At 64.6% G+C, this 25,828-nt stretch carries 20 protein-coding genes and 1 pseudogene; 14 read left to right on the plus strand and 7 right to left on the minus strand.

Annotated elements, in window-relative coordinates; genetic code table 11:
• Positions 1 to 67: 67 nt before the first annotated feature.
• The 3 genes from HPY67_10560 (at position 68) to holA (ending at position 2,705) form a co-directional block, all read left to right on the plus strand.
• Positions 68 to 259 (plus strand): 30S ribosomal protein S21, encoded by a 192-nt coding sequence (locus HPY67_10560; protein NPV05160.1) that lies wholly within the window; start codon positions 68 to 70, stop codon positions 257 to 259.
• Between the two features lie 94 nt (positions 260 to 353).
• A complete protein-coding gene (locus HPY67_10565; GenBank protein NPV05161.1) occupies positions 354 to 1,010 on the plus strand; it encodes a TIGR00730 family Rossman fold protein in 657 nt (218 codons plus the stop codon).
• Positions 1,011 to 1,301: 291 nt separating this feature from the next.
• A complete protein-coding gene (gene holA, locus HPY67_10570; protein NPV05162.1) occupies positions 1,302 to 2,705 on the plus strand; it encodes a DNA polymerase III subunit delta in 1,404 nt (467 codons plus the stop codon).
• Between the two features lie 91 nt (positions 2,706 to 2,796).
• Here holA and HPY67_10575 read toward each other — a convergent pair whose 3' ends face one another.
• Positions 2,797 to 3,327 carry a hypothetical protein gene (locus tag HPY67_10575; protein NPV05163.1) on the minus strand — a complete coding sequence of 177 codons (531 nt, stop codon included), beginning with the start codon at positions 3,325 to 3,327 and terminating at the stop codon, positions 2,797 to 2,799.
• A gap of 387 nt (positions 3,328 to 3,714) precedes the next feature.
• Here HPY67_10575 and HPY67_10580 point away from each other — a divergent pair, with 387 nt between their 5' ends.
• Positions 3,715 to 4,830 carry a bifunctional oligoribonuclease/PAP phosphatase NrnA gene (locus tag HPY67_10580; GenBank protein ID NPV05164.1) on the plus strand — a complete coding sequence of 372 codons (1,116 nt, stop codon included), beginning with the start codon at positions 3,715 to 3,717 and terminating at the stop codon, positions 4,828 to 4,830.
• Between the two features lie 104 nt (positions 4,831 to 4,934).
• On the opposite strand, the gene HPY67_10585 is transcribed toward HPY67_10580, so the two are convergent.
• Both HPY67_10585 and HPY67_10590 read right to left on the minus strand, forming a co-directional pair.
• A complete protein-coding gene (locus HPY67_10585; GenBank protein ID NPV05165.1) occupies positions 4,935 to 5,600 on the minus strand; it encodes a ribulose-phosphate 3-epimerase in 666 nt (221 codons plus the stop codon).
• A 137-nt stretch (positions 5,601 to 5,737) separates the two neighbouring features.
• The gene (locus tag HPY67_10590) at positions 5,738 to 6,475 is read right to left on the minus strand and encodes a hypothetical protein (protein ID NPV05166.1); all 738 of its coding nucleotides are present in this window, start codon (positions 6,473 to 6,475) and stop codon (positions 5,738 to 5,740) included.
• A gap of 284 nt (positions 6,476 to 6,759) precedes the next feature.
• Between HPY67_10590 and HPY67_10595 the strand changes: the two genes are divergently transcribed.
• The 6 genes from HPY67_10595 to HPY67_10620 all read left to right on the plus strand — a co-directional run bounded on the left by HPY67_10595 (position 6,760) and on the right by HPY67_10620 (position 12,361).
• Entirely contained in the window at positions 6,760 to 8,085 is a 1,326-nt protein-coding gene (locus tag HPY67_10595; GenBank protein NPV05167.1) for a 3-deoxy-D-manno-octulosonic acid transferase, read from the plus strand.
• Positions 8,086 to 8,526: 441 nt separating this feature from the next.
• Positions 8,527 to 9,093, plus strand: coding sequence for a pyruvate oxidoreductase subunit gamma (locus tag HPY67_10600; protein NPV05168.1), 567 nt, complete (start codon positions 8,527 to 8,529; stop codon positions 9,091 to 9,093).
• 45 nt (positions 9,094 to 9,138) lie between these two features.
• Positions 9,139 to 9,432: a 4Fe-4S binding protein gene (locus tag HPY67_10605; protein NPV05169.1), complete on the plus strand. Its 294-nt coding sequence runs from the start codon at positions 9,139 to 9,141 to the stop codon at positions 9,430 to 9,432.
• Positions 9,425 to 10,633, plus strand: a complete 1,209-nt coding sequence (locus HPY67_10610; protein NPV05170.1) for a pyruvate ferredoxin oxidoreductase — start codon at positions 9,425 to 9,427, stop codon at positions 10,631 to 10,633. Before HPY67_10605 ends, HPY67_10610 begins: the two co-directional genes overlap by 8 nt.
• Positions 10,634 to 10,637: 4 nt before the next feature.
• A complete protein-coding gene (locus HPY67_10615) occupies positions 10,638 to 11,543 on the plus strand; it encodes a pyruvate synthase subunit beta (GenBank protein ID NPV05171.1) in 906 nt (301 codons plus the stop codon).
• 26 nt (positions 11,544 to 11,569) lie between these two features.
• Entirely contained in the window at positions 11,570 to 12,361 is a 792-nt protein-coding gene (locus tag HPY67_10620; protein NPV05172.1) for an SDR family oxidoreductase, read from the plus strand.
• A 119-nt stretch (positions 12,362 to 12,480) separates the two neighbouring features.
• Here HPY67_10620 and HPY67_10625 read toward each other — a convergent pair whose 3' ends face one another.
• The 4 genes and pseudogenes from HPY67_10625 to HPY67_10640 form a co-directional block, all read right to left on the minus strand.
• A complete protein-coding gene (locus HPY67_10625; GenBank protein NPV05173.1) occupies positions 12,481 to 14,538 on the minus strand; it encodes a tetratricopeptide repeat protein in 2,058 nt (685 codons plus the stop codon).
• Positions 14,539 to 14,591: 53 nt separating this feature from the next.
• A pseudogene (gene hflX, locus HPY67_10630) lies at positions 14,592 to 16,351 on the minus strand (GTPase HflX).
• A gap of 104 nt (positions 16,352 to 16,455) precedes the next feature.
• Positions 16,456 to 16,659 (minus strand): zinc ribbon domain-containing protein, encoded by a 204-nt coding sequence (locus HPY67_10635; protein NPV05174.1) that lies wholly within the window; start codon positions 16,657 to 16,659, stop codon positions 16,456 to 16,458.
• 369 nt (positions 16,660 to 17,028) lie between these two features.
• Positions 17,029 to 18,393, minus strand: coding sequence for a porin (locus HPY67_10640; protein NPV05175.1), 1,365 nt, complete (start codon positions 18,391 to 18,393; stop codon positions 17,029 to 17,031).
• Between the two features lie 807 nt (positions 18,394 to 19,200).
• On the opposite strand from HPY67_10640, the gene acs reads away from it, so the two are divergent.
• The 4 genes from acs to HPY67_10660 all read left to right on the plus strand — a co-directional run bounded on the left by acs (position 19,201) and on the right by HPY67_10660 (position 25,703).
• Positions 19,201 to 21,162 (plus strand): acetate--CoA ligase, encoded by a 1,962-nt coding sequence (gene acs, locus HPY67_10645; protein ID NPV05176.1) that lies wholly within the window; start codon positions 19,201 to 19,203, stop codon positions 21,160 to 21,162.
• A 177-nt stretch (positions 21,163 to 21,339) separates the two neighbouring features.
• Entirely contained in the window at positions 21,340 to 22,110 is a 771-nt protein-coding gene (locus HPY67_10650) for an electron transfer flavoprotein subunit beta/FixA family protein (protein NPV05177.1), read from the plus strand.
• Between the two features lie 22 nt (positions 22,111 to 22,132).
• Positions 22,133 to 23,110, plus strand: coding sequence for an electron transfer flavoprotein subunit alpha/FixB family protein (locus HPY67_10655; GenBank protein ID NPV05178.1), 978 nt, complete (start codon positions 22,133 to 22,135; stop codon positions 23,108 to 23,110).
• A 508-nt stretch (positions 23,111 to 23,618) separates the two neighbouring features.
• Positions 23,619 to 25,703: a 4Fe-4S dicluster domain-containing protein gene (locus HPY67_10660; GenBank protein NPV05179.1), complete on the plus strand. Its 2,085-nt coding sequence runs from the start codon at positions 23,619 to 23,621 to the stop codon at positions 25,701 to 25,703.
• Positions 25,704 to 25,828: the final 125 nt, after the last annotated feature.

The following is a 25,828-nucleotide window of genomic DNA, read 5'->3' on the forward strand; positions in this document are numbered from 1 at the left end:
TGGGATATTTTTCCTGATCGGGGGTTTCGGGTTTCTCACGAATTCAAAAGGAAGGGAGCGATCATTTTTGGAAGTCAAGGTTTTCGACAACGATGTCGACAAGGCGTTGAAGGTTCTCAAGAACAAGCTGTCGAAGAACGGCCTGTTCAAGGAGCTGAAGCTGCGTCGCGCCTACGAAAAGCCTTCCGTCAAGCGCAAGAGAAAAGCGCTCGAGGCCAGACGGCGGCTTGCCAAGATTCAGAGACGGCGCCACTCGTAACCGGCCGCATGGACGCATATTCGAAGACAACCCTCACCGGGGATGGGGGCAGGAACCTCGCTGCGGTGTTCCTGCCTTGCTCCTCGCACTGCGCCTGATGGAAGAAAAGCAATACCTCGTCGATGCCCTCTCCGTCAACGAATCGTGGCGCATGTTCCGCATCATGGCCGAATTCGTCGAGGCCATCGAGGAACTCTCCGACATCGGGCGGGCCGTGACCATCTTCGGCTCAGCCCGGACAACCCCTGCCAACCCCTACTACCAAAAGACAGAGCACCTTGCCCGGCTCCTGGCCCAGCAGGGCTTCAGCGTCATCACAGGCGGGGGGCCCGGCATCATGGAGGCGGCCAACAAGGGGGCCGCCGAGGCGGGCGGGACATCGGTGGGGATGAACATCCGCCTGCCCTTCGAGCAGACCCCCAACGAGTTTGCCAACGTCAGGCTCTACCACAAGTATTTCTTCATCCGGAAGGTCATGTTCGTCAAGTTCGCCGTGGCCTACGTCATCGTGCCCGGCGGTTTCGGCACCATGGACGAGTTCTTCGAGGCCCTCACGCTGATCCAGACGAAACGGATCAAGAGCTTCCCGGTCATCCTGATGGGCAGCGATTACTGGAAGGGGCTCCTCGCCTGGCTGAGGGACACCATGCTCGGCCAGGGGATGATCTCCCGGGAGGACATGGAGCTGTTCCGCGTCCTCGACGAGCCGGAGGAGATCGTCGAGTACATCCGCAGGTTCGTCATCGTCTGATCGGCTGTCCCGAAACGGCCGTCTGCGGCGTTTCCCTCATCCCTCGTCCCTGCGGCGCACGGCGCGGTACACCCCAGTCCTCGGGCTTTCGGGGGCCTTGCATCCGGTCATTTTCGAGCAGCCGATGCCATGCAGTCCGACGCCTTTCCCGCTCTCTCTGCCCATCCGCCATTCTTTCGTTCATCCTGATGCGAGCATAATCCTCTCCCGTTTTTCCCACATTTGATGTATATCGTTCACGGTCCGCAGGCTTTTGCAGCTTGCGGATGATCGTTTCGGTGAAATCGAGTCATGAGCCAGAATGAGCCGGTTGCGGAAAAGAGCCTCGAGGCGGTCCTGAAGGACATCGCAAAAGGCAAGGGCGCGCCCTGTTACCTTCTTTACGGGGACGAGGACTTTCTCGTCGAGGAAGCCCTGGGGAAGATCATCGACGCCCTGATCCCGGAGAAGGACAGGGACCTGAGCCTGTTCGTGATGGATGACGAATCGGGCGGGGTGAATGCCGTGTGCGAGACCCTCCTGACCCCCTCCCTCATCCCGGGCCCCAAGGCCGTGGTCCTGCGGAAGACCCGCCTCTTCTACTCGAAGACCTCGGTCCCCGAACTCGTCCGGAAAATCGCCGACAGCGTCGAGACGGACCTCCCGGCGGCGGCCCGGACCTTCATGGTCCTGATCGACGTCGCGGGCTGGAGCCTCGAACAGCTCCGAGACGAGGGCTGGCGGAGAATCCCCGATGAGCAGTGGCGGGAAATCGCGGGGGAGGAAGGGGCCGCGGAGCGGGACAAGTGGCTTCCCCGTGTGCTGGAGCACTGCATCGCGCACGGCCTCGCCGACCGGGCGCGGCCCGGCGGCACGGAGGCCCTGGAGGATCTGCTCGCCTCGGGCCTGCCGGAGGGGCACGTTCTGATTGTCTCGGCCGATACGGTGGACCGCCGAAAGAGGCTCTTCAAGGTGATGGCCGACAAGGGCGTCGTGCTGTCGTTCCTGCAGACGCGCAGCGAGTCGAGGCGGCGCGGTCTCATGATGGAGAACCTGCGGGAAAAGCTCGCAAGGAAAAAGAAATCGCTCAGCCCCGAGGCGTGGATCGTTCTCGGGAAAAAGACGGGGTTCCGGTTGAGGGATTCGGCCGAGGCGCTCGACCTGCTGATCACCTATGCGGGGGACAGGGCGGAGATCGGGGCCGCGGACGTGGAGGCGGTCATCGGCCGCACGCGCGACGACACGGTCTTCGACCTGACGGAGTCCCTCGTGGCCGGCGATCTGCGGAAAGCCCTGGCGAGCCTCGGCGACCTGCTCTACCAGGGCGTCCATCCCCTCGTGATCCTGGCGATGATCACGAGAGAGGTCCGTTTTCTGTTCCACGGGAAGGTCCTGCTCCAGTCGGGCAGGCTCGGCGGGTTCCAGGCCGGCATGGACTTCGGCCGGTTTCAGCGGGCCGTCTACCCGGCGGTCAAAGAGTGCGAGGCGGAGCTGGGCCGGGGGACGACCCTCGCGGGCCAGCATCCCTATGTGATCTACAACGCCCTGCGCAACTCGGTGCGTTACTCCCACGGGGAGCTGCTCGCGTACATGGACCGGGTCCTGGCTGCGGACGTGGCGATGAAGTCGACGGGACAGGAGCCCAGGCTCCTGCTCGAGCGGCTGCTCATCGACTTGTGCGGCCATGGGGGGCGGCAACGCGAAGTTGAGACGTGAAGCAGTTGTGAAGTCGAGGACTCCGGAAGGAAGGGGATTCCTCTTGATTTCCGCACTCCTGAACTTCGCAGCGCCTGCGCGTCTGCGACCGTCAGAGTTTGCTCATTCCCCTCTGCCGGAGCCTCTCCCGCTTGGATGTCCGATGGGAGGGGCCTTTTTTCTTCGTTCCCCGCGGCGGCGGGGAGTCCTCCCCGTCGTCCTTGTCGCGAAGGTCCGGGACCGGCGCCGGTGCAACCCGGGGCCGGCGGATTCGTTCCTCGAATTCGCGCGAGGCGATGGCGACGGCCCCGGCACGCGCGGCGGCATCCATGACGGGACGGTCCGAGGTGACCACGATCGTCTCGCCGGCGTGCCCCCGTGCCAGTCTCTTGATGACCTCGTCCGCCTTCTCCCCGCGGCGGGAGTAGATGATGTCGATGCCCGATTCCCGGTCTCGTTCCTCCTGGGGAGGGCCCCCGAGCCAGCCGTCAAAGACGACGGTGATGCGGTGCCCCACGGCCCTCCGGTAGCCGGCCAGCATCCGGACGAGGGCCTTGCGGCCCGCATCAAGGCCCTGACGCTCATGGGCCCGCAGGGTGTCCGATTGCCGGATCAGGTTGTAGCCGTCGATGATGAGATGCATGACAAACAGGCTCAAGGCTGAAGGCTAAAGGCAAAAGGCCTGGGGCGCGGGGAATGCTTTCTTCTTTCTTTCCATCAGCTCTATGCCCTTCGCCTTATGCCTTTTTGTACAATACCCCACTCGACCGGAGCCTTCAATAGGCCGCGGGTAAAAAAACAAAGCGGGGCGGGTGCAGAAAAAAAAGTGGACATTCGCCCCCAAAGCCGTATAATCGCCCCTACGCCTCAGCGACCCGGGGTCTTCGGTCCGGGTCCGGGCTGTTTCGGCGGGTTCTGGGAGGCGCAACGAGGACCGGGCGCATCGTCGCACCCGGGGCCCCGCGCAGCCGGGTGAAGGAACCGGGATCGGCCGATCGGTGCCGCGGCGTTCAAGCGGCACCCTGACATCATGGCTCAGAACGGCACGAACAACCAGACCCGTCTCGAAAGGCTCTACGAGGTCGTTCGGGGCAAGCGCAAGGTCCTGATTGTCACGCACAATCACCCCGACCCCGATGCGCTTGCCGCGGCGTTTGCTCTCAAGTACCTCCTCCATGCGAAGTGGAAGGTTGGTGCGATCATCGCCTCGAGCGGCGTCGTGGGACGCGCCGAGAACCGGGCCATGATCCGCCACCTGAAAATCGACCTCCGCTCCCTCTCCGAGGTCAATCTCGGCAATTTCAGCGTCATTGCCCTCGTGGACACGCAGCCGGGGGCCGGGAACAACTCGCTGCCCCGCTCCGTCATCCCCGACATCGTCATCGACCATCACATGCCCTTCCGGGCCAGGACCCGCCAGGCGAAGTACTACGACATCCGGACCGATTACGGGAGCACCTCGACGATCCTCGCGGAGTACCTGCGGGACGCGGGCATCACGGAGGTGGACCGGAAGGTGGCCACGGCGCTTCTCTACGGGGTCCGTTCCGACACCCGTGACCTCGGGCGCGGGGTGAGCGTGAAAGACATCGACGCCTGCATGTACTACTACAACAGGGTTCTCTTCCGCCTCCTGTCGCAGATTGAGCATCCGGAAGTGCCTCGGGACTACCTGAGCATGCTGGAGAAGGCCATCAGCAGCGCCCGGCTCTACAGGGACGCGGTCATCCTGAACCTGGGCCATGTGGAACACCTGGAAATCATCGCGGAGATGGCCGATCTCATCGTCCGCACCGAGGGGGTCAAGTGGGTCCTCTCCATGGGTGAATTCGTCGGGGACGTCTATTTCTCGCTTCGGACGAAGAGGCGCCGGGGATCGGCGGACCGGATCGCCCAGAAAATGGTGGCGGACTTGGGGACCGGCGGCGGGCACGAGATGATGGCCGGCGGGAAGGTCCCGGCAGGCGAGAAGCCCCGCCACACCTTCGAGGAACTGACGGAGATCCTGGTGGCGAGATTCCTCAAGGCCATCAAGCGCAAAGACTCGAAGGCGGAAAGCCTTTTGGCCTACAGCCGCGAGGCCGCCGGGCCGCGGAAGGCGGAGCCGGTTGAGGCACCCGGTGAAGAAAGGAAGTTGGGAAGTTGAGAAGTTGTGAAGTTTGGGGAAATGTCACTCTTTGTTGCTGATCCCTGTCGTTTCTCAGCTTCCCAGCTTCCTAACTTCTCAACGTCATACAAGCCTGCCTGAGACTATCGCGTCCCGCCGAGTATCGCTTTCATCCGGGCAATCGTGTCAGCATAAGACGGGCTGCCGAACACGGCGGCGCCGGCCACGAAGATGTCTGCGCCGGCCTCTGCGAGGCTTCCGATGTTCTCCGGCGTGACCCCCCCGTCGACCTCGATGGCCGTCCCCAGGCCGAGGCTGCGCACCTTTTCCCGGGCCTTTCGGATCTTGGGCAGCATCCCCGGGATGAACGTCTGTCCGCCGAACCCGGGGTTCACCGTCATGATCAGCAGCAGGTCGATGTCCGGCAGGATCTCCTCGATGCAGGACAGCGGCGTCGAGGGGTTCAGGGACACCCCGGCCTTGATCCCCCTTCCTTTGATGTAGTGCACCGTCCGGTGCAGGTGGATGACCGCCTCGGCGTGGACCGTGATGATGTCGCTGCCGGCCTCGGCAAAGGCATCGATGTAGCGGTCCGGCTCCTCGATCATGAGATGCACGTCGAAGGGGAGTTTTGTCGTCTTTCGCAGGGACGCGACGACGCCGGGGCCGATCGTGATGTTCGGGACGTAGTGGCCGTCCATGACGTCCACGTGGATGAGATCGGCGCCGGCCTTCTCCACGGCCTTGATCTCCTCCCCCAGCCTGCTGAAATCGGCGGAGAGGATGGACGGGGCGATCTGCTTTTTCATCGAGGGTTTCCTTGTACAAGTTCCGTCCTCTCCCCTCCGCGGGAGAGGATGGAGGTGAGGGGGAACTCCACTTCCTCCTCCCGCCAGGGGAGGAGAACAGAGGTGCAGGCCCTGTTTCCGATACAGTGCCGCTTTCCTTAAAAGCGCAGGACGACCGGCGGGTAGACCCTTCCCGTATCCGCCTCGCGCAGCCGCAGCCGGAGCTCCTGGGCCTTCTTGGCCTCCCCGGGGAAGAAGACGAACCCGTGGGCAATCTCCTGCGGCGCCACGGCCCTGCGCTCCAGGGAGCGCGTCCTGAGATCCTCGCGGATCTGCCGCTGGACGTCGCCGTCCGACATGGCCTGCGAGCCCCCCAGGACGGCCCCGGTTGCCGCCCCGGCGGCCGCCCCCTTCATGGCGGCATCGCCCACGCCCTGGCCGCTCACGATCCCGATCGCCGCGCCGATGATGCCTCCCGCCACGGCCCCGAGGGCGCCGTACTTTGCCGCGCCCGGGGCGACTTCGCCGAGCTCCGTCCTCTTCGCGATGCGGTCGTAGGCGAGCCTGGCGTCGAGAACCTGCCAGGCGTTGTTCTCCACGTCGATGAGGATCGTCTGCTCCGCTACGATCTCGAGGGGATGGTTCCCCTTGTTGTCGAATACGACTTGGATCGGGAGGATATCGGGCCGGATGTCGAACCCGAACGCATTCTGGGCTTCCTCACGGTTGTCCCATGCCCTGGAGGCCACGACGGCGCCGCCGACGGTCGTTGCATTGGGATAGGCCTGCGGCATCTTGAAGGGTACGACCTGCCTCTGGTAGCGGGCGCAGGACACGAGCAGGGCTGCAACGATCAGAGCGACGGCGGTGCCGATGAGTGCTTTTCTGGCGTTCATGGGGGATTCTCTCCGTTTGCGATGATGCGCATTCTTGCGTGATTTCGGGCTCTTTGGAGCCGATGCCCAAACTACACCATTCACCGGGGGTTGTCAATCACGGAGGGCTCAAGGCAAGAGGCCGGGGGATTTGGACTCCCCTTCACCCTTGGCCGCAAGCCACGCGCCGCATGCCGTCTGGAAACGCATGATCCGCCGCATGCGTTGACGACCCGGGCCCGGAAGCCGGATAAAGCGGGCTTGACAGTGCCCGGGAACCGCATTATCGTCGGGCGGTGCTCATCATGCTCTACAACCTTGTCCTGCTGGCGGGCTTCGCGCTCCTTGCGCCGTATTACGCATTCAAGATTCTCGTGGCGGGGAAGTACCGCCGCAGCATCGGGCCGAAGCTGGGCAGGATGCCCCGGGAGACCCTTTCCGCCATCCAGGGCCGTCCGCGGGTCTGGGTCCATGCCGTCTCCGTGGGCGAGGTCACGGCGGCGGCACCCATCGTGGCAGCGTTGAGGGGGAAACTCCCCCAGGCTTCCATTGTCCTTTCCACCGGAACGGAGACGGGCCAGGCCATGGCGAGAAAGCTCGTCCCCCAGGCAACGGCCTTCATGTATTTCCCCCTCGACCTTCCCTGGGTCGTCAAGGGTGTCATCGGCAGGATTTCCCCCGACATCGTCGTCCTGACGGAAACGGAGCTGTGGCCCAACTTCCTGCGGTGCTGCGTCAGGCGCGGAATCCCCGCCGTCATGGTCAACGGGCGGATCTCCCCCCGCTCGTTCCGGCGGTATTCGCGGACGGCCTTTTTCTGGAAGGGGGTCCTCGCGTCGGTTGAGCGGTTCGGCGTGATCTCCGCGGTGGATGCCGAGCGCCTCCGCTCGATCGGGGCCGCGCCGGAGAAGGTCTCCGTCATGGGGAACGCCAAGTACGACAGTCTCGCCTCGCGGGTCAGCGGCGAGCTCTGGTCCCTCAAAGCCGCACAGCTCAGGGTGCCGCCCGGCATGCCCGTATTCGTGGCCGGCAGCACCCACGAGGGGGAAGAGACGGTTGTCTTGAGCGTGTACCGCGAGCTGCTGCGCGACTTTCCGGACCTGCGGCTCATTCTCGTCCCCCGTCACCCCGAGCGGGGTGCGGCCGTGCGCGATCTGGCCGCGGCCCAGGGGCATGCCTGCATCCTGATGAGCGAGATCCGGGCGGGCCGGGAGCCGGAGGGCGAGGTGGTCGTGGTCGACGTGATCGGCGAGCTCTTCGGCCTCTACAGCCTTGCTTCCGTGGTCTACTGCGGCGGGAGCCTCGTGCCGAAAGGGGGGCAGAACATCCTGGAGCCCGCCGCCTGGGGCAAGGTCGTCTTCTACGGGCCTTCCATGGAGGACTTCCTGGACGAAAAGGCGCTCCTGGAGGAGGCCGGTGCCGGCATCTGCGTGCGCGACGAGAGGGAACTCCTCGACGGGATGAAACGCATCCTTTCGGATCCGGAAGAGCTCAGGCGCCGCGGGTCCGAGGGTCAGAGGCGGGTCCTGTCGAGCCGCGGCGCCGCGGAGCGCTACGCGGCGATGATCATCCGGGCCCTGGGTGACAGGCAGCAGGCATCAGGCGGCAGGCAAAGCGGCCTCGGAGGTTGATCCGTCGGCCGTTCTGCGGGCATCACCCTCTCGGATCGGGCCTGATGCTTGCATATGTAACGGGTGCGCGATGACTGACCTGATCTGGACGGGTTCGGCGAAGCAGGCTTACTGGCCATCAGCCGACAAAATGCTTTTTTCTTTTCTGACGCCTGGGACCTGAAGCCTGGTGCCTATTTTGTTGTTGACAACCCGAAACCTTTCCTATATCTAGGTGATACTTTGTGAGGAAATCAGGCGAAATGACGTCGATCGGTGCGGGAAGAGAGTTGCTGAGCCTCAACGGGCTATTGTGCCTCGCTCTGCTCCTGCTTCTGCGGACAACCCGATCGCCCGTCGTTTTTAGAATTTAGGGAATCGAAGACGAAATTCTAAAGGCCATGGGCAGGAAGCTCATGGCCTTTTTTTATCGACCGGCAACACAAGGAGCGCAGGGGCACCATGAAAGAGATCATCTGGTTCGGGCGGGGAGGCCAGGGCGCCGTCGTCGCCGCGCAGATTCTGGCGGAGTCGGCATACCTGGAGGGTTTCAAGGGCGTCACCTCGGCGCCGACCTTCGGCCCCGAGCGCCGCGGGGCACCGGTCACGGCCTCGACGCGCATCTCGGAAGAACCCATCCGGATGTTCTCCCAGGTTGAGATGGCCGACATCGGCATCGTGCTGGACGAGACCCTCCTCGGCGTCGTGGACGTGAAGGGCCGGATCCGCAAGGGCGGGACGGTCATCATCAACACGTGCGCGAAACCCGCGGACGTGGGGTTCGACGGCGATTTCGACGTGGCCGTCGTCGACGCCACGGGGATCGCCCTGAAGCTCCGCCTCACGAAGGAAGGCGCTCCGGTGATCAACACGCCCATGCTCGGCGCCTTCGCGAAAGCCACGGAAATCGTCTCCCTGGGCAACATCGAGAAGGCCCTGCGCGGCAAGCTCCCGGCGGCGGCCGCTTCGCAGAACTTCGAGACGGTGCGGGCCGCCTACGAGGGAACGGTTGTGAAAAGGAAGGCGTAGGGCAAAAGGCAAAAACCGATCACCAAGAGGCAGAGGCGAACGATTATGAAGAAAAAAGACGAGAACATCTCCGCCATGTGCCGGCCCACCGTCGGCGAGGCGGGCAGGACCGGGGACTGGCGCGACCTGAGGCCCGTCATCGATCACAGCAAGTGCACGCCTTCCGTCAAGAAGCGGCCCGCCTGCTACCTCTGCTGGCTCTACTGCCCCGAGGCGGTGGTCAAGGCGGGGATCCCCGTCGAGATCGACCTCGAGTACTGCAAGGGCTGCGGGATCTGCGCCGAGGAGTGCCCGTCCCGCGCCATCAGCATGGTGAGGGAGGACCAGTGCAATGACTGACGCGCGCATCATCACCGGAAACCAGGCGGCGGCGCTCGCTGCACGGCTGTGCGACGTCCAGGTCATCGCCGCCTACCCCATCACCCCCCAGTCGCAGCTCGCCGAGATCCTTTCCCAATACGTGGAGAGCGGCCAGCTGCGCGCCGAGTACGTCCGGGTGGAGGGCGAGCACTCGGCCATGACGGTCTGCATCGGGGCCTCCACCGTCGGGGCGCGGGTCTTCACGGCCACGAGCGCCAACGGCCTGCTCTACATGCACGAGCAGCTGCACTGGGCGGCGGGCTCGAGGCTCCCCATCGTCATGTGCTGCGTCAACCGCGGCGTGGGCGCCCCCTGGTCGATCTTCAACGACCAGCAGGACTCGCTGGCCCAGCGCGACACGGGCTGGATCCAGCTCTACTGCCGCGACAACCAGGAGATCCTCGACACGGTGATCCAGGCCTACCGGATCGCCGAGACCGTCTACGCCCCCGTCATGGTGTGCTACGACGGTTTCGTGCTCTCCCACACGATGATGCCCGTCATCGCCCCGTCCCCGGCGGCGGTGCGGAAGTTCCTGCCGCCCTACAAGCCCCACACGATCCTCGACGCCGCGAACCCGCTGACCCTCAACTCGGTCCTCCTGCCCAACCGGCGCCCCGATGCCGAGGGGACCCTCTGCGACGGCTACATGGAGATGCGCTGGAAGCTGCAAAACGCCCTCGAAAAGGCGCCGGAGGTCATCCGCGAGGTGAACCGCCTCTACGCGGAGGCCTTCGGGCGCGACCACGGCGGCATGCTCTGGACATACCGGACGGAGGACGCCGACGTGATCCTCTCGAGCATGGGGTCGCTCGCCGCCGAGGCGACGGTGGCCGCCGACGCCCTGCGCGGTGAGGGGATACGGGCCGGCGTCGTGGGGATCCGTTCCTATCGGCCTTTCCCGGCGAAGGAGGCCGTCGAGGCCTTCCGGAACGCCCGGGCCATCATCCTCTTCGAGAAGAGCATCAGCTACGGCTACGAGGGGGGGCTGTGCTCCGATCTCAAGGCCGCCTTCTACGGCAGCGGGATCCAGGCGCCCATCCACGATCACGTGGCGGGCCTCGGGGGCCGTGACGTGAAGGCAAGGGAACTGGTGGAAGCCGTCAAGTCGTCCCTGGCCCGGATCCAGGCGGGCGAGCGGAATCTGAGAACCACCTGGCTCAATTGCGCCACGGAGTGAAGCCATGCCGCAGAATCTCTTCAAGATCCACGAGAAGGAATACGTCCTGCCCGGCACGAGGGCCTGCCAGGGCTGCGGGCTCTCCATCGCCTACCGCTTCGCCCTCAAGGCCCTGCGGGAGGACACGATCGTGACGTTTCCGGCCTGCTGCCTTTGCGTCCTCCACGGTCTTTATCCGCTCACGCCGGTCCTCGTCCCCAGCGTGAATTCCACCTTCGCCGCGACGGCCGCCTCGGCATCGGGCATCGCGGCGGGGCTTGCCGCCCTGAACCGGACGGAGACGACCGTCGTGGCCTTCGCCGGCGACGGGGGCACCTACGACATGGGCATCCAGGCCCTGTCGGGGGCCGCCGAGCGGGGGACGGACTTCATCTACGTCGCATACGACAACGAGGGCTACATGAACACGGGCACCCAGCGCTCGAGCGCGACGCCCATGGGTGCCCTCACGACGACGACCCCCGTGCTCACGAAGCAGCAGCACAAGAAGGACTTCCTGAAGATCATGGAGGCCCACCAGATCCCCTACATCGCCACGACGACGCCGGCCTACCCCATCGACCTCTACGACAAGTTCGTCCGGGCCAAGCGCATCAAGGGGACGCGCTTCATCCACATCCACACGCCCTGCCCCCCGGGTTGGCAGTACCCCACGAAGGACACGATCCGCATCGGACGGCTCGCCGTCGACACGGGCATCTGCGTGCTCTTCGAGGTGGAAAACGGCAAGTTCCGCTTCACGGGGCGCAGCCGCACGCTGGCCGAGAAGGGCAACAAGCTCCCCGTGGTGCACTACGTGGAGCGGCAGGGCCGCTTCAGGAAGATGAGCATCGAGCAGCTCAACCAGCTCCAGGCCTGGGTGGACGACCGCTGGGAGGAGTACAAGAGGAAGGCGGAGGAATCCAAGTGACCGGAAGGTAAGAAGGAGGAAAAGACATGGATCTCGGATTGAATGGAAAGGTGGCCCTAGTGGCCGGGGGGAGCCAGGGGCTCGGGCTTGCCGTGGCGATGGAATTCGCCCGCGAGGGGGCGAAGGTCGCCATCTGCGCCCTCGACGACCCGCACCTGCAGGAGGCCGCCGAAGCCCTGCAGAAGGCAACGGGCGGCCGCGCCTTTGCCATCCCGGCGGACGTATCGGACCTCGGGCAGGCAAAGGAGTTCGTCAAGAAGGCGTCGGCCCATTTCGGCACGGTGGACATTCTCGTGAACAACGCCGGTGGGCCCCCCTCGATGAGTTTCCTCGAGATCGACGACGAGCTGTGGCTCAGGGGGTGCCGCCTGAACCTCCTCTCCACGATCGTGATGACGCGCGAGGCCGTCCCCATCATGAAGGAGAAGCGCTGGGGACGGATCATCAACATGACCTCCATCGCCGTCAAGCAGCCCATCGACGGCCTCATCCTGTCCAACACGGTGCGCTCGGGCGTGATCGGCTTCGCCAAGTCGCTCTCCAACGAGCTGGCCCCCTTCAACATCACCGTCAACAGCGTCTGCCCGGGCTACACCATGACGGACCGCGTGCGCAACCTTGCCAAGGTGCTGGCGGCCAAGCAGGGGACGACCCCCGAGGCGATCATCGGAAAGTGGGAGGCCGAGATTCCCATGCGGCGCATCGGAACCCCCGAGGAATTTGCGAGCCTCGTCGCCTATCTCGCCTCGGAGCGGGCGGGCTACATCACAGGCGCCGCCGTCCAGATCGACGGGGGGTGGTACAAGGGGATCATGTGACAAAGGCAGGCGTGAGGCATAAGGCGAAAGGCGTTTGGCGAAGGGCAAAAGGCTGAGGGCGCAATGCAAAGAGGGCATCGGGAGATTCGTTCCCGATGCCCTTTCTTTTTCTCAGCCTCTCACCTCCCACCCTTCTTCTGCTGGGCCAGGGCGTCCCTGAGGTTCTCGCGGGCCATTCGGTAATCGGGGTCCAGCCGAACGGCCTCCCGGAAGTGGTCGACCGCCTCGTCGATGCGGTTTCTCAGCATCAGGGCGCTGCCGAGATTGTTGTGGGCCCTGGCGTATTCGGGCGAGAGGCGGACAGCCTCGCGGAAATGCCTGATGGCCTCGTCGACCCGTCCCTTGTAGACGTAGATGCTCCCGATGTTGTAGTGCAGCTTCGCATCGCCGGGCTGCCACTCGAGGGCCGCCAGGCCCCAGGACAAGGCCTCGTCGACCCGGCCCTTCAGCAAACAGGCCTCGGCAAGTCCCGCGAACGCCCTGGGCTGGGGTTCGGGGGTACGGATTGCCCGTTCGAAATAGGATACGGCGCCATCTGCGTCCCCTCGTTCCAGGGCAAGGTTGCCGTTGGCGTAGGCCGCATCCGCGTAGTCTGGATTCAGTGCAAGAGCCTTCTTGTATGCCTCAACAGCTTCGCTCCGCCTTTCCATTCTTTCCAGAGCCACACCCCGGTTGTAGTGGGCGTGAGCGAAACGGGGGGCTATCTCGATTGCCTTTTCGATGTGCCCCAGGCCCTCGTCCGCCTTCCCGTCCGCAATCAGAGCGGCACCGAGGTTGGTGTGCGCAAGGTAGTTCTTTTCCGTGACGGCCAGGGCGCGCGTGAAGAGCGCGTGACTGTCCCTCCAGTGGAAGATCTGGCCGTGGGTCACGATCGTGCATGCGGCAAGTACCCCGAGGGCCGCCGCCGCGGGAACGGCCGTCGGCAGCCGGAGCCGTTTCGCCAGGTCCCGTCCCCCCCAGCTCAAGGCGACGAAGGGGCCGATCAGGGGGATGTACGTGTAGCGGTCCGCCATGGCGGCATCCCCGAGCTTGACAAGGCCGATCACGGGCACGAGCGTCACGAGATACCAGAGCCAGCCGAACACGAGGTAGGGAAACGCCCGGCCCCACCGGAACACCGCAGCCGAGAGAGCGGCAAGGAGCAGGGCGCTTGCAAGAACGGCCGCGGGGGACCACGGCTGCAGGGGGTAGAACACGGCAAGCCCCGAGGGCCAGACCGTCTTCCACAGATAGAGGACGTACGACACCAGGGCATTGCCCACGCGGTCGGCAAGCGACAGGTGGGTGAGGGATACCACGGCGCCGCTCTTCTGCTGCGTGATGATCGCCGTCACGCCGGCGGCGATCGACAGGGCGAGAAGCGGGACTTTCTCCGCGAAAAGGGGAATGAATCGCCGCAGGTCGCCGGCGGCGCCGGCTTGCGCCGCCGGCTTGCGCCCCGCTTGTCCCCCCCGGCGTTTCCTGCCGCCGGATGACGAGCGGGGGGGCGGCACAGCCTTCGCCGGTGCGGGGGTGCGGGCCGTCTCGTGGCGTCCGAGGGGCCAGAAATCCATCAGCAGCAGGATGAGGGGCAGGGTCATGAGCATGGACTTGGCCATGAGGCCCGCCGTGAACAGCAAGACCACGGACAGATACCGCGCAGGCCCCTTCCGCTCGGCGTAGAGGACATAGGCCCCCATCGTCAGCATCCAGAAGAAGGCGCTCAGGACGTCCTTGCGCTCGGAGATCCATGCGACGGACTCCACGTGCAGGGGGTGCAGGGCGAACAGGGCGGCGGCGAAGGCGCTGGGCCACCGGGCCTGCGTCGCCCGCCGCAGGACGAGGAAGAGAAGGATCGCGTTGAGCGCGTGAAAGACGACGTTGACCAGGTGATGGGCGCCGGGGCCGGCCCCGAAAATCTGGCAGTCGAGCATGTACGACAGCCACGTCAGCGGGTGCCAGTTCCCCAGGGTCGTCATCGTGAAGGCCCACTTCACGCCGTACCCCGTGAGGCCGCGCTGCACGATGAGATTGTCCCGGACGTAGAACGGGTCATCGTAATTGACGTAGTCGAAGTCCCTGACCTGTGCGTAGACCGCGGCGGTCACGACCAGCAGGGCGATCACGATGAGGGCGTCGTAACGGAGCTTGGATCCTCCCTCTTTGCTAAAGGGGGATCGAGGTGGATTCTCTTCCATCGAGTCGAGCCGTTTCCGCAGGAGCTTCGGCCGCGCGGGCAGCACCCCGCACTCTAGGGCTGGGTCGCGCGTTTCGTCAAGGGAATTCTCCGCCTGCTCCCGGGCCGGCCGTCGTTCGTTTTCCCTTCATGTTCTACTGCGCCGCGGCGTGGGGTTCCGTCCCCGGTGAAGGGGCGGCCGTGTCCGCCGTCCCGCGGTTCCGGATGAGCCATTCCAGACGGTCCAGGAGGACCCCGAAGGTGGACGGGTTGCGGGCCGAGATGGCGATGGCGTCGAACCGCTTGCAGAGGTCCGAGAGCAGTCCTTTGTCGGCCAGCCGGTCCTCCTTGTTGAAGACGCGGATCGTGGGCTTGGCCGCGATGTCGAGATCCGCGAGAATCTTTTCCACGGCGGCGATGTGCTCCTCGAAATCGGGGTTGCTCACGTCGATGAGGTGCACGAGCACGTCGGCCTCGTTGAGCTCCTCGAGCGTGGCGCGGAACGCGGCGAAGAGCTCCTTCGGCAGGTTGCGGATGAACCCGACCGTGTCGGTGATGACGGCCTCGGTGTCGCGGGGGAAACGCAGCCGCGAGCTCTTCGGGTCGAGGGTGGCAAAGAGCCGGTCCTCGGCAAGGACGTCGCTCTGGGTCAGGGCGTTGAGCAGCGTGGACTTTCCCGCGTTGGTGTACCCGACGATGGAGATGACCGGGAGCCCCGCCTTCTCGCGGCCCGCCCTGCGCGTGCTGCGGCTCTTCTGGATGCCCTTGAGGGCCTCCTCGAGCCTGTGGATCCGGTCCCGCACCCGCCTGCGGTTGATCTCGAGCTTCGTCTCGCCGGGCCCGGTGCCGCCGATCCCGCCCGTGAGGCGCGACATGGCCGTGTTCTTCTCGATGAGGCGGGGGAGCATGTACTTGAGCTGGGCGAGCTCCACCTGGATCTTGCCGTCCCGGCTGTGGGCTCTCTGGGCGAAGATGTCCAGGATCACCTGCGTGCGGTCGATGACCTTGAGCTCCGTGAAGTCCGTGATGGAGCGGACCTGCGCGGGCGTGAGCTCGTGGTCGAAGATGAGGAGGTTGGCGCCGATCTGCAGCGCGCGGATCACCGTGTCGGAGAGCCGCCCCTTGCCCATGAGGTATTTCGGGTCGATCTCCGGGCGGTGCTGGGTGATCGAGTCGAAGACCTCCACCCCGCAGGACTCGGCCAGTTCCTTCAATTCGGGCAGGGTGTCCACCCGGCTGCGCGGGTTCGTCTCGACGCGGATGAGGATGGCCCGCTCCCGGGAGGCGACCCGCCGGGTGCGCTGCGTCCTCGCGATCTGGTCCTCCAGGTCGCGGATGAAGCCGGCGAAGTCCAGGTCCATCCGGGACGGGTGGACGGGCTCCGTCTGGAGCCAGTAGCGGCCGTCGGGGTTCTCCGGGATGAGGTGGGCGGAGTGGGTCCTGCCGGGCCGGCCGTCTTCCTCCACCGTCACGGCGCTGATGTAGTCGAGGCGCAGCAGTGCGAGGTCGGTGAGGTCGTCCCGGGTGAGAGGCTCCCCGCCGAGGTGGGTGTGAACGAGCCGCAGCCCCTTGAGGCGGCCCTCCCCGGAGCGGAACTCGTCGAGGCTGGGGATGACGATCTGGCGGTGATCGCCGACGACGACGAAATGGATGTCGCCCTTGCGGCTGATCAGGACGCCGATCTGCCGGTTGGTCTCCCGGGAGATCTCGCACAGATGCCGGGCGAGCTCGAGGGTGAGGACCCTGTCGATGGGGATTTTGCGGCGGTAGAGCTGCTGGATGCGCCGGATCTGACCGGCCTTGAGACCGGCCGTGTTGCCGTAGATGCGGTTGATGCTTGTGCCTCCGAAAATGGCAAAGGGCAAAGGGCTAAAGGCGAATGGCGAAGAAAAATCCCTTTTTACCCTTGGCCTTCAGCCCTTCGCCGTTTGCCTGGGTTTCATTTGAACTTGTGCGGGTTGACCCGGCGCTCCATCGTGTCGAGGAACTTGGACCAGGCGTCGGTCTTGAAGGGCGAAACGCGCTTGCGGGACTTCCCGGCGCCGCACTTCGGACAGGGGAAATCCGCCCCCTCCTCGCTCAGCTTGTGGAAGACCTCGAAGACGTGGGCGCACTTGACGCATTCGTAGTCGTATAAGGGCATGATCGCAACTCCGTTGCTTGCGGCAAAAGGCTAATGGCAAAAGGCTGAGGGGTAAGAGCAGCTTGCATTGCCGTAAGCCCTTTGCCATGCGCCGCAAGCCATTTACGCTTTCGGCGTAAATATGTCTCAGCCCCGGGGTCTTGTCAAGACGATTTGGCGGGGAATTCCGGGGTGATGGGGTTATGAAATCATTCACCCTCCCCTTGTCCCCTCCCGTCGAGGGAGGGGATACAAGAGAGGCGTTTTTCAAAAGTCACGGACCCGTCTTCGCAACGGGCCAGGGAAGGGGATTTGCCTGCAAAAGGAAAACCCCGGAGGGCTTGTGCCCCCCGGGGTTTTTTGCTGCATGCAACTGCCGGTCGCGACCGCTTAGAACGTGAAGTTCAGGGCGTTCATGACCATCCAGCAGTCGTCGAGCTGGGTGGCTGCGCTGGTGCCCTTGAAGTAATCGCCGGTCCAGAAGTAGCCGAAGCCCACCGTGTAGCTCAGGTTGTTGTAGAGCTTGTAGGTCGCATAGATGTCGAGCTCGCGGCCGTAGTCGTCATCAATGTAGCCGCTCGGCTTCTCGTCGGCCTTCAGCCACGCGAACTGGGCCACCACTTCGAGCTGCGGGTTGACCTTCCAGCCGACGTAGGGCTTGAACATGATGAGGTTGGTCTCGCTGCCGCCGCCACCGGTCGCCGGGATGTTGTTCACGTAGGCGCCCGTCTTGTCCCTAACCTGGCCCAGGATGGCCTGGTGCTTGCTGAACCAGTAGTTGCCGAACATCAGCAGGGGATCCCAGCCCTGGCCGCCGGCGACGCCCGCCTCGTTCTTGTCCGTCGTGGTGGGGTCGTCGCCGCTGATGAAGGCGAACTCGAGGCCGCCGTAGAAGGCGCCCATCGTGTACTTCGGGTTCAGGTACAGCGAGTAGCCCTTGCGGGTGATGTCCGTCGTGGTCCCGTCGAAGTCCTGCTTACCCCAGATGTAGCGGAGCTCGGCCTCGATGGAGAAGGGGCCGGAGACCCACTGCACGTAGGGGGCCAGCTCGTGGTAGGTCGAGACCCACTCGGTAGCAGCCAGCGCGCCGTCCGTGGCGTTGCGGTCGAGCTCGTAGCGCAGGCCCGCCTGGCCCGTGGCCCAGCGGTAGATCGCGAAGATGTGGTAGACGTCGTGGTCGTTGTCCGTGCCGCCGACGGTGTAGCCGCCCTGGCGGGAGCCTTCACCGGAGGCGCTGGCATCGGCACGCTTCTCGTACTCGAGGCCGAAGGTCCAGGGGCCCATCATGTAGCGGTAGTGGATGCCTGCGTCGGAGTCGAAGTCGTCGCAGAACGCGCAGGTGCCCCAGGCGCGGGACTGCTGGTAGCCCACGTCAAACACGCCGTAGAGGGCGTTGAAGGTCACGTAGGCGCGCTCCCAGGAGATATTGCGCTCCGTGGCAACGGCACCCATGTTGGCCGTGGACGCCGCCGGGCTCGGGGCCGCCGCGGCCGGCTGCTCGCCCCACACCCTCTCGAGGGCGTCGAAGCGGGTCGTGAGCTTCAGGCCTTCCTGCACCTGGATCTCGAACTGCATTCTCAGGCGGTTCGCGATATTGGCGCGGGAGTCGCCGTTCTTCAGAAGGCTGACGTTATCGGCATAGGTGCCGTACACGTAGAGTTGCCCGCTCGCCTTGATGTTCGGCTGAGCGGAGGCCGTCATGGCGAAGCCCATGATCAGGCCGACAGCGAGGAAACCGATTAAAAGCTTCTTCATTTTCTCCTCCTCTTTCGAGTTTGGGATTGGTGAACGCCCCCCGGCAGGGCCGACGGGCATCCTGATGAATCCTGCGGCCTTGCGGCCGCCGGTTTCGGGATGGATGCTCCCTCCTTCCCGGCACCGAAACGGTTGCCCCTCACCCCCTTTCTCGGGGCACAGTGCCCCCCCTGTTTTACTAGCGTCAACCACTAACACCGGCGGCTGATGAGTGTCAAGCATTTTTTGGCCGGCGGCGACCCGGGACCCGGTCCCGCTGCGCCCGCACAAACCCTGGACACGCAATACCGCCAGTCCGTCATACGAAGAACGGCCCGATTATTGAGCAATTCCCGTACCACCCGGCAGTTGTGCCACGGGATGATCTTAAGTTCTTGATATGATGATGTAAATTTACGGGCGGCGGATTCGCCCCCGCCAGCGCGGGTCGCCGGGAATGGCAAGCGGTGTGTAGAAAAAAACACATACTCGGCGGAATGAGGTTTTTTTGCAACGGTTTTGCCCGTAAAATCCGATGAAATCAGCCACTTTTTTCTTGACAAAAAAGGACCGTCAACTTATAGTGCGTCGGCTTTTCAGAGAGGGGAGCAAGGGAGTATCTTCATGCGCCGTTCCCATTCGGGAGGGCGCACTCGCCAGCCCGGCGTCGCCTCTGCCGGATCTCCAGCCCTCATCGAGCGGGCACGGGGCTTCCTCCGGGCGCTCAACCGGCCAGTGGACCCGGCCCGCGGGCGGGGTGTTTCGATACCGGGAAGGTTCTCCCTGGGATATCACCGAAAATAACGTTCATATGGAGGTGGAGTGGAGATGGCAGATGTACAGCTGAAAGATGTGTATCCGGTTCCGGAGAAGCTCAAGAAGTCGGCCTGGGTGGCCGGCAGGGCGGCCTACGACGAGCTTTGGAAGCGCTCCATTGAGGACCCGGAAGGCTTCTGGGCGAAAGTGGCCAGCGAGTATGTCGAGTGGTTCAAGAAGTGGGACAAGGTCATGGACTACAACTTCGACATGCGCAAGGGCCCCATCTACGTCAAGTTCTTCGAGGGCGGCAAGCTCAACGTGTCCTACAACTGCCTCGACCGGCACCTCACGACCCGCGGCGACAAGGTCGCCATCCAGTGGGAGGGCAACGAGCCGGGCGAGGACCGGGCCCTCACCTACAGGCAGCTCCACGCGGAGGTCTGCAAGTTCGCCAACGTGCTCAAGTCCCTCGGGGTGAAGAAGGGCGACAGGGTCTGCTTCTACCTGCCCATGATCCCCGAGCTGGCAATCGGCCTGCTGGCCTGCACCCGCATCGGCGCGATCCACAGCGTCGTCTTCGGCGGGTTCAGCTCCGACTCCCTGCGCGACCGCATCCAGGACAGCGCCTCGAAGATCCTCGTGACCTGTGACGGCACCTTCCGCGGCGCCAAGGCCGTCCCCCAGAAGACCAACGCCGACGATGCCGTCAAGGAGTGCCCCTCGGTCGAGAAGGTCATCGTCGTCAGGCGCGTGGGCGACAAGATCAAGACCACCATGGGTCCCAAGGACATCTGGTACGAGGAGGCCATGGCGAAGGCCTCGGCCGACTGCCCGCCCGAGTGGATGGACGCCGAGGATCCTCTCTTCATCCTCTACACCTCCGGCTCCACCGGCAAGCCCAAGGGCGTCATGCACACCACCGGCGGCTACCTCGTCTTCGTCGCCTACACCCACAAGATCATCTTCGACTACCACGAGGAAGACATCTACTGGTGCACCGCCGACATCGGCTGGGTCACCGGCCACAGCTACATCGTCTACGGGCCGCTGTGCAACGGCGCCACGTCGATCATGTTCGAGGGCGTGCCCAACTACCCCGACGTGAGCCGCTTCTGGAAGGTCGTCGAGAAGTACAAGGTCACGATCTTCTACACGGCCCCCACGGCCATCCGCGCCATCGCGAAGGAAGGCAACGAGTGGGTGAAGAAGGCCGACATCTCGACACTGCGCATCTTGGGTACCGTCGGCGAGCCCATCAACCCCGAGGCCTGGAACTGGTACTACAACGTGATCGGCCGCGGCGAGTGCCCCATCGTGGACACCTGGTGGCAGACCGAGACGGGCGGCATCCTGATCACCCCGCTGCCCGGCGCCATCGACATCAAGCCCGGCATGGCGACGCTGCCCTTCTTCGGCGTGTGGCCCGTGCTGCTCGACGACGAGGGCAAGGAGATCACCCAGACGGAAGCCAGCGGCGCGCTGTGCATCAAGAGGCCCTGGCCCGGAATCATGCGGGGCGTCTACGGCGACCCCAAGCGCTTCCAGGAGACCTACTTCGAGCAGTTCCCCGGCTACTACGTGACCGGCGACGGTGCACGGCGTGACAAGGACGGCTACTACCAGATCACGGGCCGCATCGACGACGTCATCAACGTCTCCGGCCACCGCATGGGGACGGCCGAGGTCGAGAGCGCGCTGGTCGCCCACCCGAAGGTGGCCGAGGCCGCCGTCGTGGGCTACCCCCACGAGCTCAAGGGCCAGTCGATCTACGCCTACGTCACGCTGAAGACGGGTGTCCAGAAGTCCGAGGAGCTTAAGAAGGAGCTCGTGGCGCACGTCCGCACCCTCATCGGCCCCATCGCGACGCCCGAGAAGATCCAGTTCGCCGACGGTCTGCCCAAGACCCGCAGCGGGAAGATCATGCGCCGCATCCTCAAGAAGGTGGCCGCGGGCGACATCAGCGACCTGGGCGACACGACGACGCTGGCCGACCCCTCCGTGGTCGACGACATCGTCAAGAACAGGCTGTAGAAACGAGGCAAAAGGCATAGGGCGAAGGGCTCGAGGCGCAGAGGGAGAGAGGCTTTTCATTTTCGACGCCGGGACCCTCAGCCGGATGCCGAAGGCATATCAACCAATGTGGGTCCGCGAACCGTCGGGCCGCCGAAGGGCGGCCCGGCGCGCCGCGTCCGAAGAAAGGAGGCAGCTGTGAACATCATTGCATGCGTGAAGCAGGTTCCCGACACGGAAACCCTGATCAAGGTCAAACCCGACGGATCGGGCATCGTAGAGGACGGGATCAAGTGGGTCATGAACCCCTACGACGAGTTCGGCGTCGAGGAGGCGCTGAAGCTCAAGGAAAAGCTCGGCGGTGAGGTGACCATCGTGTCCGTCGGCCCCGCCCGGGCCATGGAGACCATCCGCACGGCGCTGGCGATGGGGGCCGAGAAGGGCATCCACATCGATGACCCGTCCCTCAACGGCGCCGACGCCTACACGACGGCCCAGGCGCTGGCCGCCGTCATCAAGGGGCTTCCCTACGACATCATCTTCTGCGGCCAGAGGGCCATCGACGGCGACCAGGGCCAGGTCGGCTCGATTCTCGCCGAGCTGCTGGGGATCCCCTCGGTCACGCTCGTGACGAAGCTCGAGATCGCCGGCACGGCCGTCAAGGCTCAGAAGGCCATCGAGGGCGCCACCGTGACGATCGAGACAAGCCTCCCCTGCCTCATCACGGCGCAGAAGGGGCTCAACGAGCCGCGCTACGCGTCCCTGCCCGGCATCATGAAGGCCAAGAAGAAGCCCGTCGACGTGAAGAACGCGGCGGCCATCGGCGTCACCGCCGCCGTCAAGGCGAAGGTTGCCAAGACCGTACCGCCTCCGGCAAGACCTCCCGGAAAGATCCTCCAGGGCGATGATCCGGCACTGAAGGCTCAGGAGCTCGTGAAGCTGCTGCGGGAAGAGGCGAAAGTGATCTAAGGAAAGGAGGAGGTACCGAACCATGGCAAAAGGTGTATGGATCGTTGCGGAAGTCAGAGACGGGGCTTACCGGAAGGTGAGCTTCGAGATCGCCAGCGCGGCCCGCAAGCTGGCCGACGAGCTGGGTGACGAGGTCTGCGCCGTCCTGTGCGGCTCGGGCATCGAAGGCAAGGCCGCCGAGCTGGGCAAGTACGGCGTGGACAAGGTCTACGTGGCCGACAACCCCGCCCTGGAGCCCTACACGACGGACGCGCACGCGGCGGCTGTCGCGAAGATCGTCAAGGAGAAGGATCCCGCCATCCTGCTGCTGGCGGCATCTGTGCAGGGCAAGGACCTCTCGGCGAGGCTCGTGGGCAAGCTGGCCTGCGGGCTGGCCACGGACTGCACCGCCCTGAAGATCGAGGGCGGCAAGCTCGTCGCCGTGCGGCCCATGTACGCCGGCAAGTGCTACGGCGAGGTGGCCTTCGAGGCGGCGCCCGCCATGGCGACGCTGCGCCCCAACGTGTTCCCCATCGTGGAGAACGCCAAGGCCGGCGCCGTCGAGAAGTTCGACCCGGCCCTCGATGCGGGCCAGCTGAAGACCAAGGTGGCCGAGGTCGCCAAGGACACGAGCGGCAAGATCGAGCTCACCGAGGCCAACATCATCGTCTCCGGCGGCCGCGGCATGAAGGGCCCCGAGAACTTCCCCCTGCTCGAGGAGCTCGCGAAGGTCCTCGGCGCAGCCGTCGGCGCCTCGCGCGCGGCCGTGGACGCCGGCTGGCGGCCCGCCACGGACCAGGTCGGCCAGACGGGCAAGACCGTGTCGCCGAACCTCTACATCGCCTGCGGCATCTCCGGCGCCATTCAGCATCTCGCGGGCATGAGCTCGTCGAAGTACATCGTCGCCATCAACAAGGACCCCGAGGCCCCCATTTTCCAGCGGGCGGACTACGGGATCGTGGACGACCTCTTCAAGGTCGTCCCCGAGGTGACGGCGGCGGCGAAGAAGCTGCTTGCGTAACGATGACACAGATCGGGGCCGGCCCGGGGCCGGCCCCGATTCCTCTTTGACCATAGCCCTTGCTCAGGCGGTGCAAAAATGCCTGAATGCAGGGCGCCCGACATCCCGAGGGGCGAGGCGTACTGCGTCGTGTACGTTGAGCGGCGAGGGACGAGGGCAACGCCGCAGGCAGGTGTTTTTCAACTGCCTGTTCATTGGACATAGGCACTCCTGCCCGGCCGAATCCGGGTGCCTCCGTCTTCGCCGAATCCTGTCTGAAAGCCGTCTCCACCGGATGCACGTCGACGGAAGCGCCACACGGCCGTCCAATCCCCTGTGACGGGAAGGGCGAGGGCGGGCCGGCCGATCGGGGGGCTGACGAACGCCCTTGTCGCCCCCGGGGACGGGCTCCCCGGCAGGGTGACAGCGATCCGAGGGAGAGACAGGGAGAGACTCCTTCCTGACCGGAGGGCTCCGGCGGGGCCCTCGAAACGCAACCGTGGAATGGAGGACGTGACGTATGCAGAACATGGTATTTGGACCCGGCAACGAGGGGAGGGAGGTATTCTGGAATACCACGAACTACCAGATTCCCCTCGACATCTTCGCGATCATCGCCCTGGCCATCATGGGCTACGGGCTCTACACGCGCTCGAATCTCTGGAAGGCCATGGGGAAGGCCGAAGTCCGGGACGACAACCGGGGCGAGCGCATCAAGAACCTCTTCCGTAACGGCATCCTGCAGCTGTCCGTGTGGCGGGACTTCTACCCGGGACTGATCCACGGCCTCATCTTCTTCGCCTTCTTCGTCCTGATCTGGGGCGCCGCCATCGACGCCACCTCGTTCTACACGGGCATCCACCTGCCCGGCAAAGGGTACCTGGCCTTTTCCTTCATCATGGATCTTTTCGGCCTCTTTGCCATCGTGGGGTGCATCCTGGCGATCGACAGGCGCTACATCAAGAAGCCGGACCGCCTGGGCTACAAGGGCAAGCCGGACAACCGGCCCGAGGATGCCATCGTGCTGCTCCTCATCCTCTCCATCATGGTGACGGGCTACATCGTCGAGGGCATCCGCATCGTCGCGACGGGCAACCCCGACTTCGAGAAGTGGTCCTTCGTCGGCTACACGGTGGGCCAGTTCTTCGTCGGGATCAACATGGAGACCCTCAAGACCTCCCACAAGGTCATGTGGTGGGTGCACGCCTTCCTGGCCTTCGGCTTCATCGCCTACATCCCCTACTCGAGGCTGCTGCACATCGTGACCTCGCCGGCCAACCAGTTCATGGCTTCCCTGAAGCCCGTGGGCCAGCTCGAACCCATCCGCGACTTCGAGAACGCCGAGAGCTTCGGCGTGGGCAAGCTCGAGGAGTTCACGTGGAAGCAGATCTTCGACTCCGACGCATGCACGCGCTGCGGCCGCTGCCAGAACGGCTGCCCGGCCTACCTGACGGGCAAGGAGCTCTCGCCCAAGAAGCTCATCCAGGACATCAAGGAGCACTGGCTCGAGCGCGCCCCGCTCTACGCGGCCGCCGCGAAGGCCGCCAAGGCGGCGGGGCCCGGGGCGGAGCCCCCCGCGGTGCCCGAGAGCGAGAAGAGCCTCATCAACGACGCCGTGGGCGTCAACCCCGTCTGGGACTGCACGAACTGCATGCACTGCATGGAGCACTGCCCCGTGATGATCGAGCACGTGCCCAAGATCATCGACATGCGGCGCTACAAGGTCCTCATGGAGGCCGACTTCGCCCCCGAGCTCCAGCTGACCTACCGCAACATGGAGAACAACTCCAACCCCTGGGGCATCGGTGCCCACATGCGCGGCGACTGGGCGAAGGAGCTGGGGGTCAAGACGATGGCCGAGAACCCCGAGGCCGAGTACCTCTGGTACGTGGGCTGCGCCGGTTCCTTCGACGACCGGGGCAAGAAAATCTCCGCGGCCTTCGCGAAGATCCTCCAGGCCGCGGGCGTCAGCTTCGCCATCCTCGGCACCGAGGAGAGCTGCTGCGGCGACTCGGCCATGCGGGGCGGCAACGAGTACCTCTACCAGGCCCTCGCGCAGGCCAACATCGAGGTCATGAACGGCTACGGGGTCAAGAAGGTCATCACCACCTGCCCCCACGGCTACAACGTGATCAAGAAGGACTACCCTCAGCTGGGCGGCAAGTACGAGGTCTACCATCACACGGAGATCATCGCCGACCTCATCGCCAAGGGGAAGATCAAGCCCACGAAGGCCATGGAAGGGCTCTTCACCTACCACGACTCGTGCTTCCTGGGGCGCTACAACAACGTCTACGAGCAACCCCGGAAGATCCTCCAGGCCGTGCCCGGCCTCAAGCTCGTGGAGATGGAAAAGCACCACGACCACGGCTTCTGCTGCGGCGCGGGCGGCGGCCGGATGTGGATGGAGGAGCACCACGGCGAGCGGATCAACAACTACCGCACCGACATGGCCCTGAAAGTCAACGCCACGGGCGTCGCCACGGCGTGCCCCTTCTGCAACACGATGATCATGGACGGCCTCAAGGCCCGCAACGCCGAGGAGAAGGTCGTTGCGAAGGACATCGCCGAGATCGTGTGGGAAGCCATGGAGGCGCCGAAGGCGGAGGCCTGAGAGGGTCCTGAACGGGAAAGGGCCGGCTTGACCCCCGGTCAGTGAACTTGATGGAATGATGTCCCTGCCTGCATCCGCGGGCAGGGACTTTTTTTTATAAATTCCATTGACATAGACAGGAAGTT

The organism is Syntrophaceae bacterium, assembly GCA_013177795.1.
GTDB lineage: Bacteria > Desulfobacterota > Syntrophia > Syntrophales > UBA2192 > UBA2192.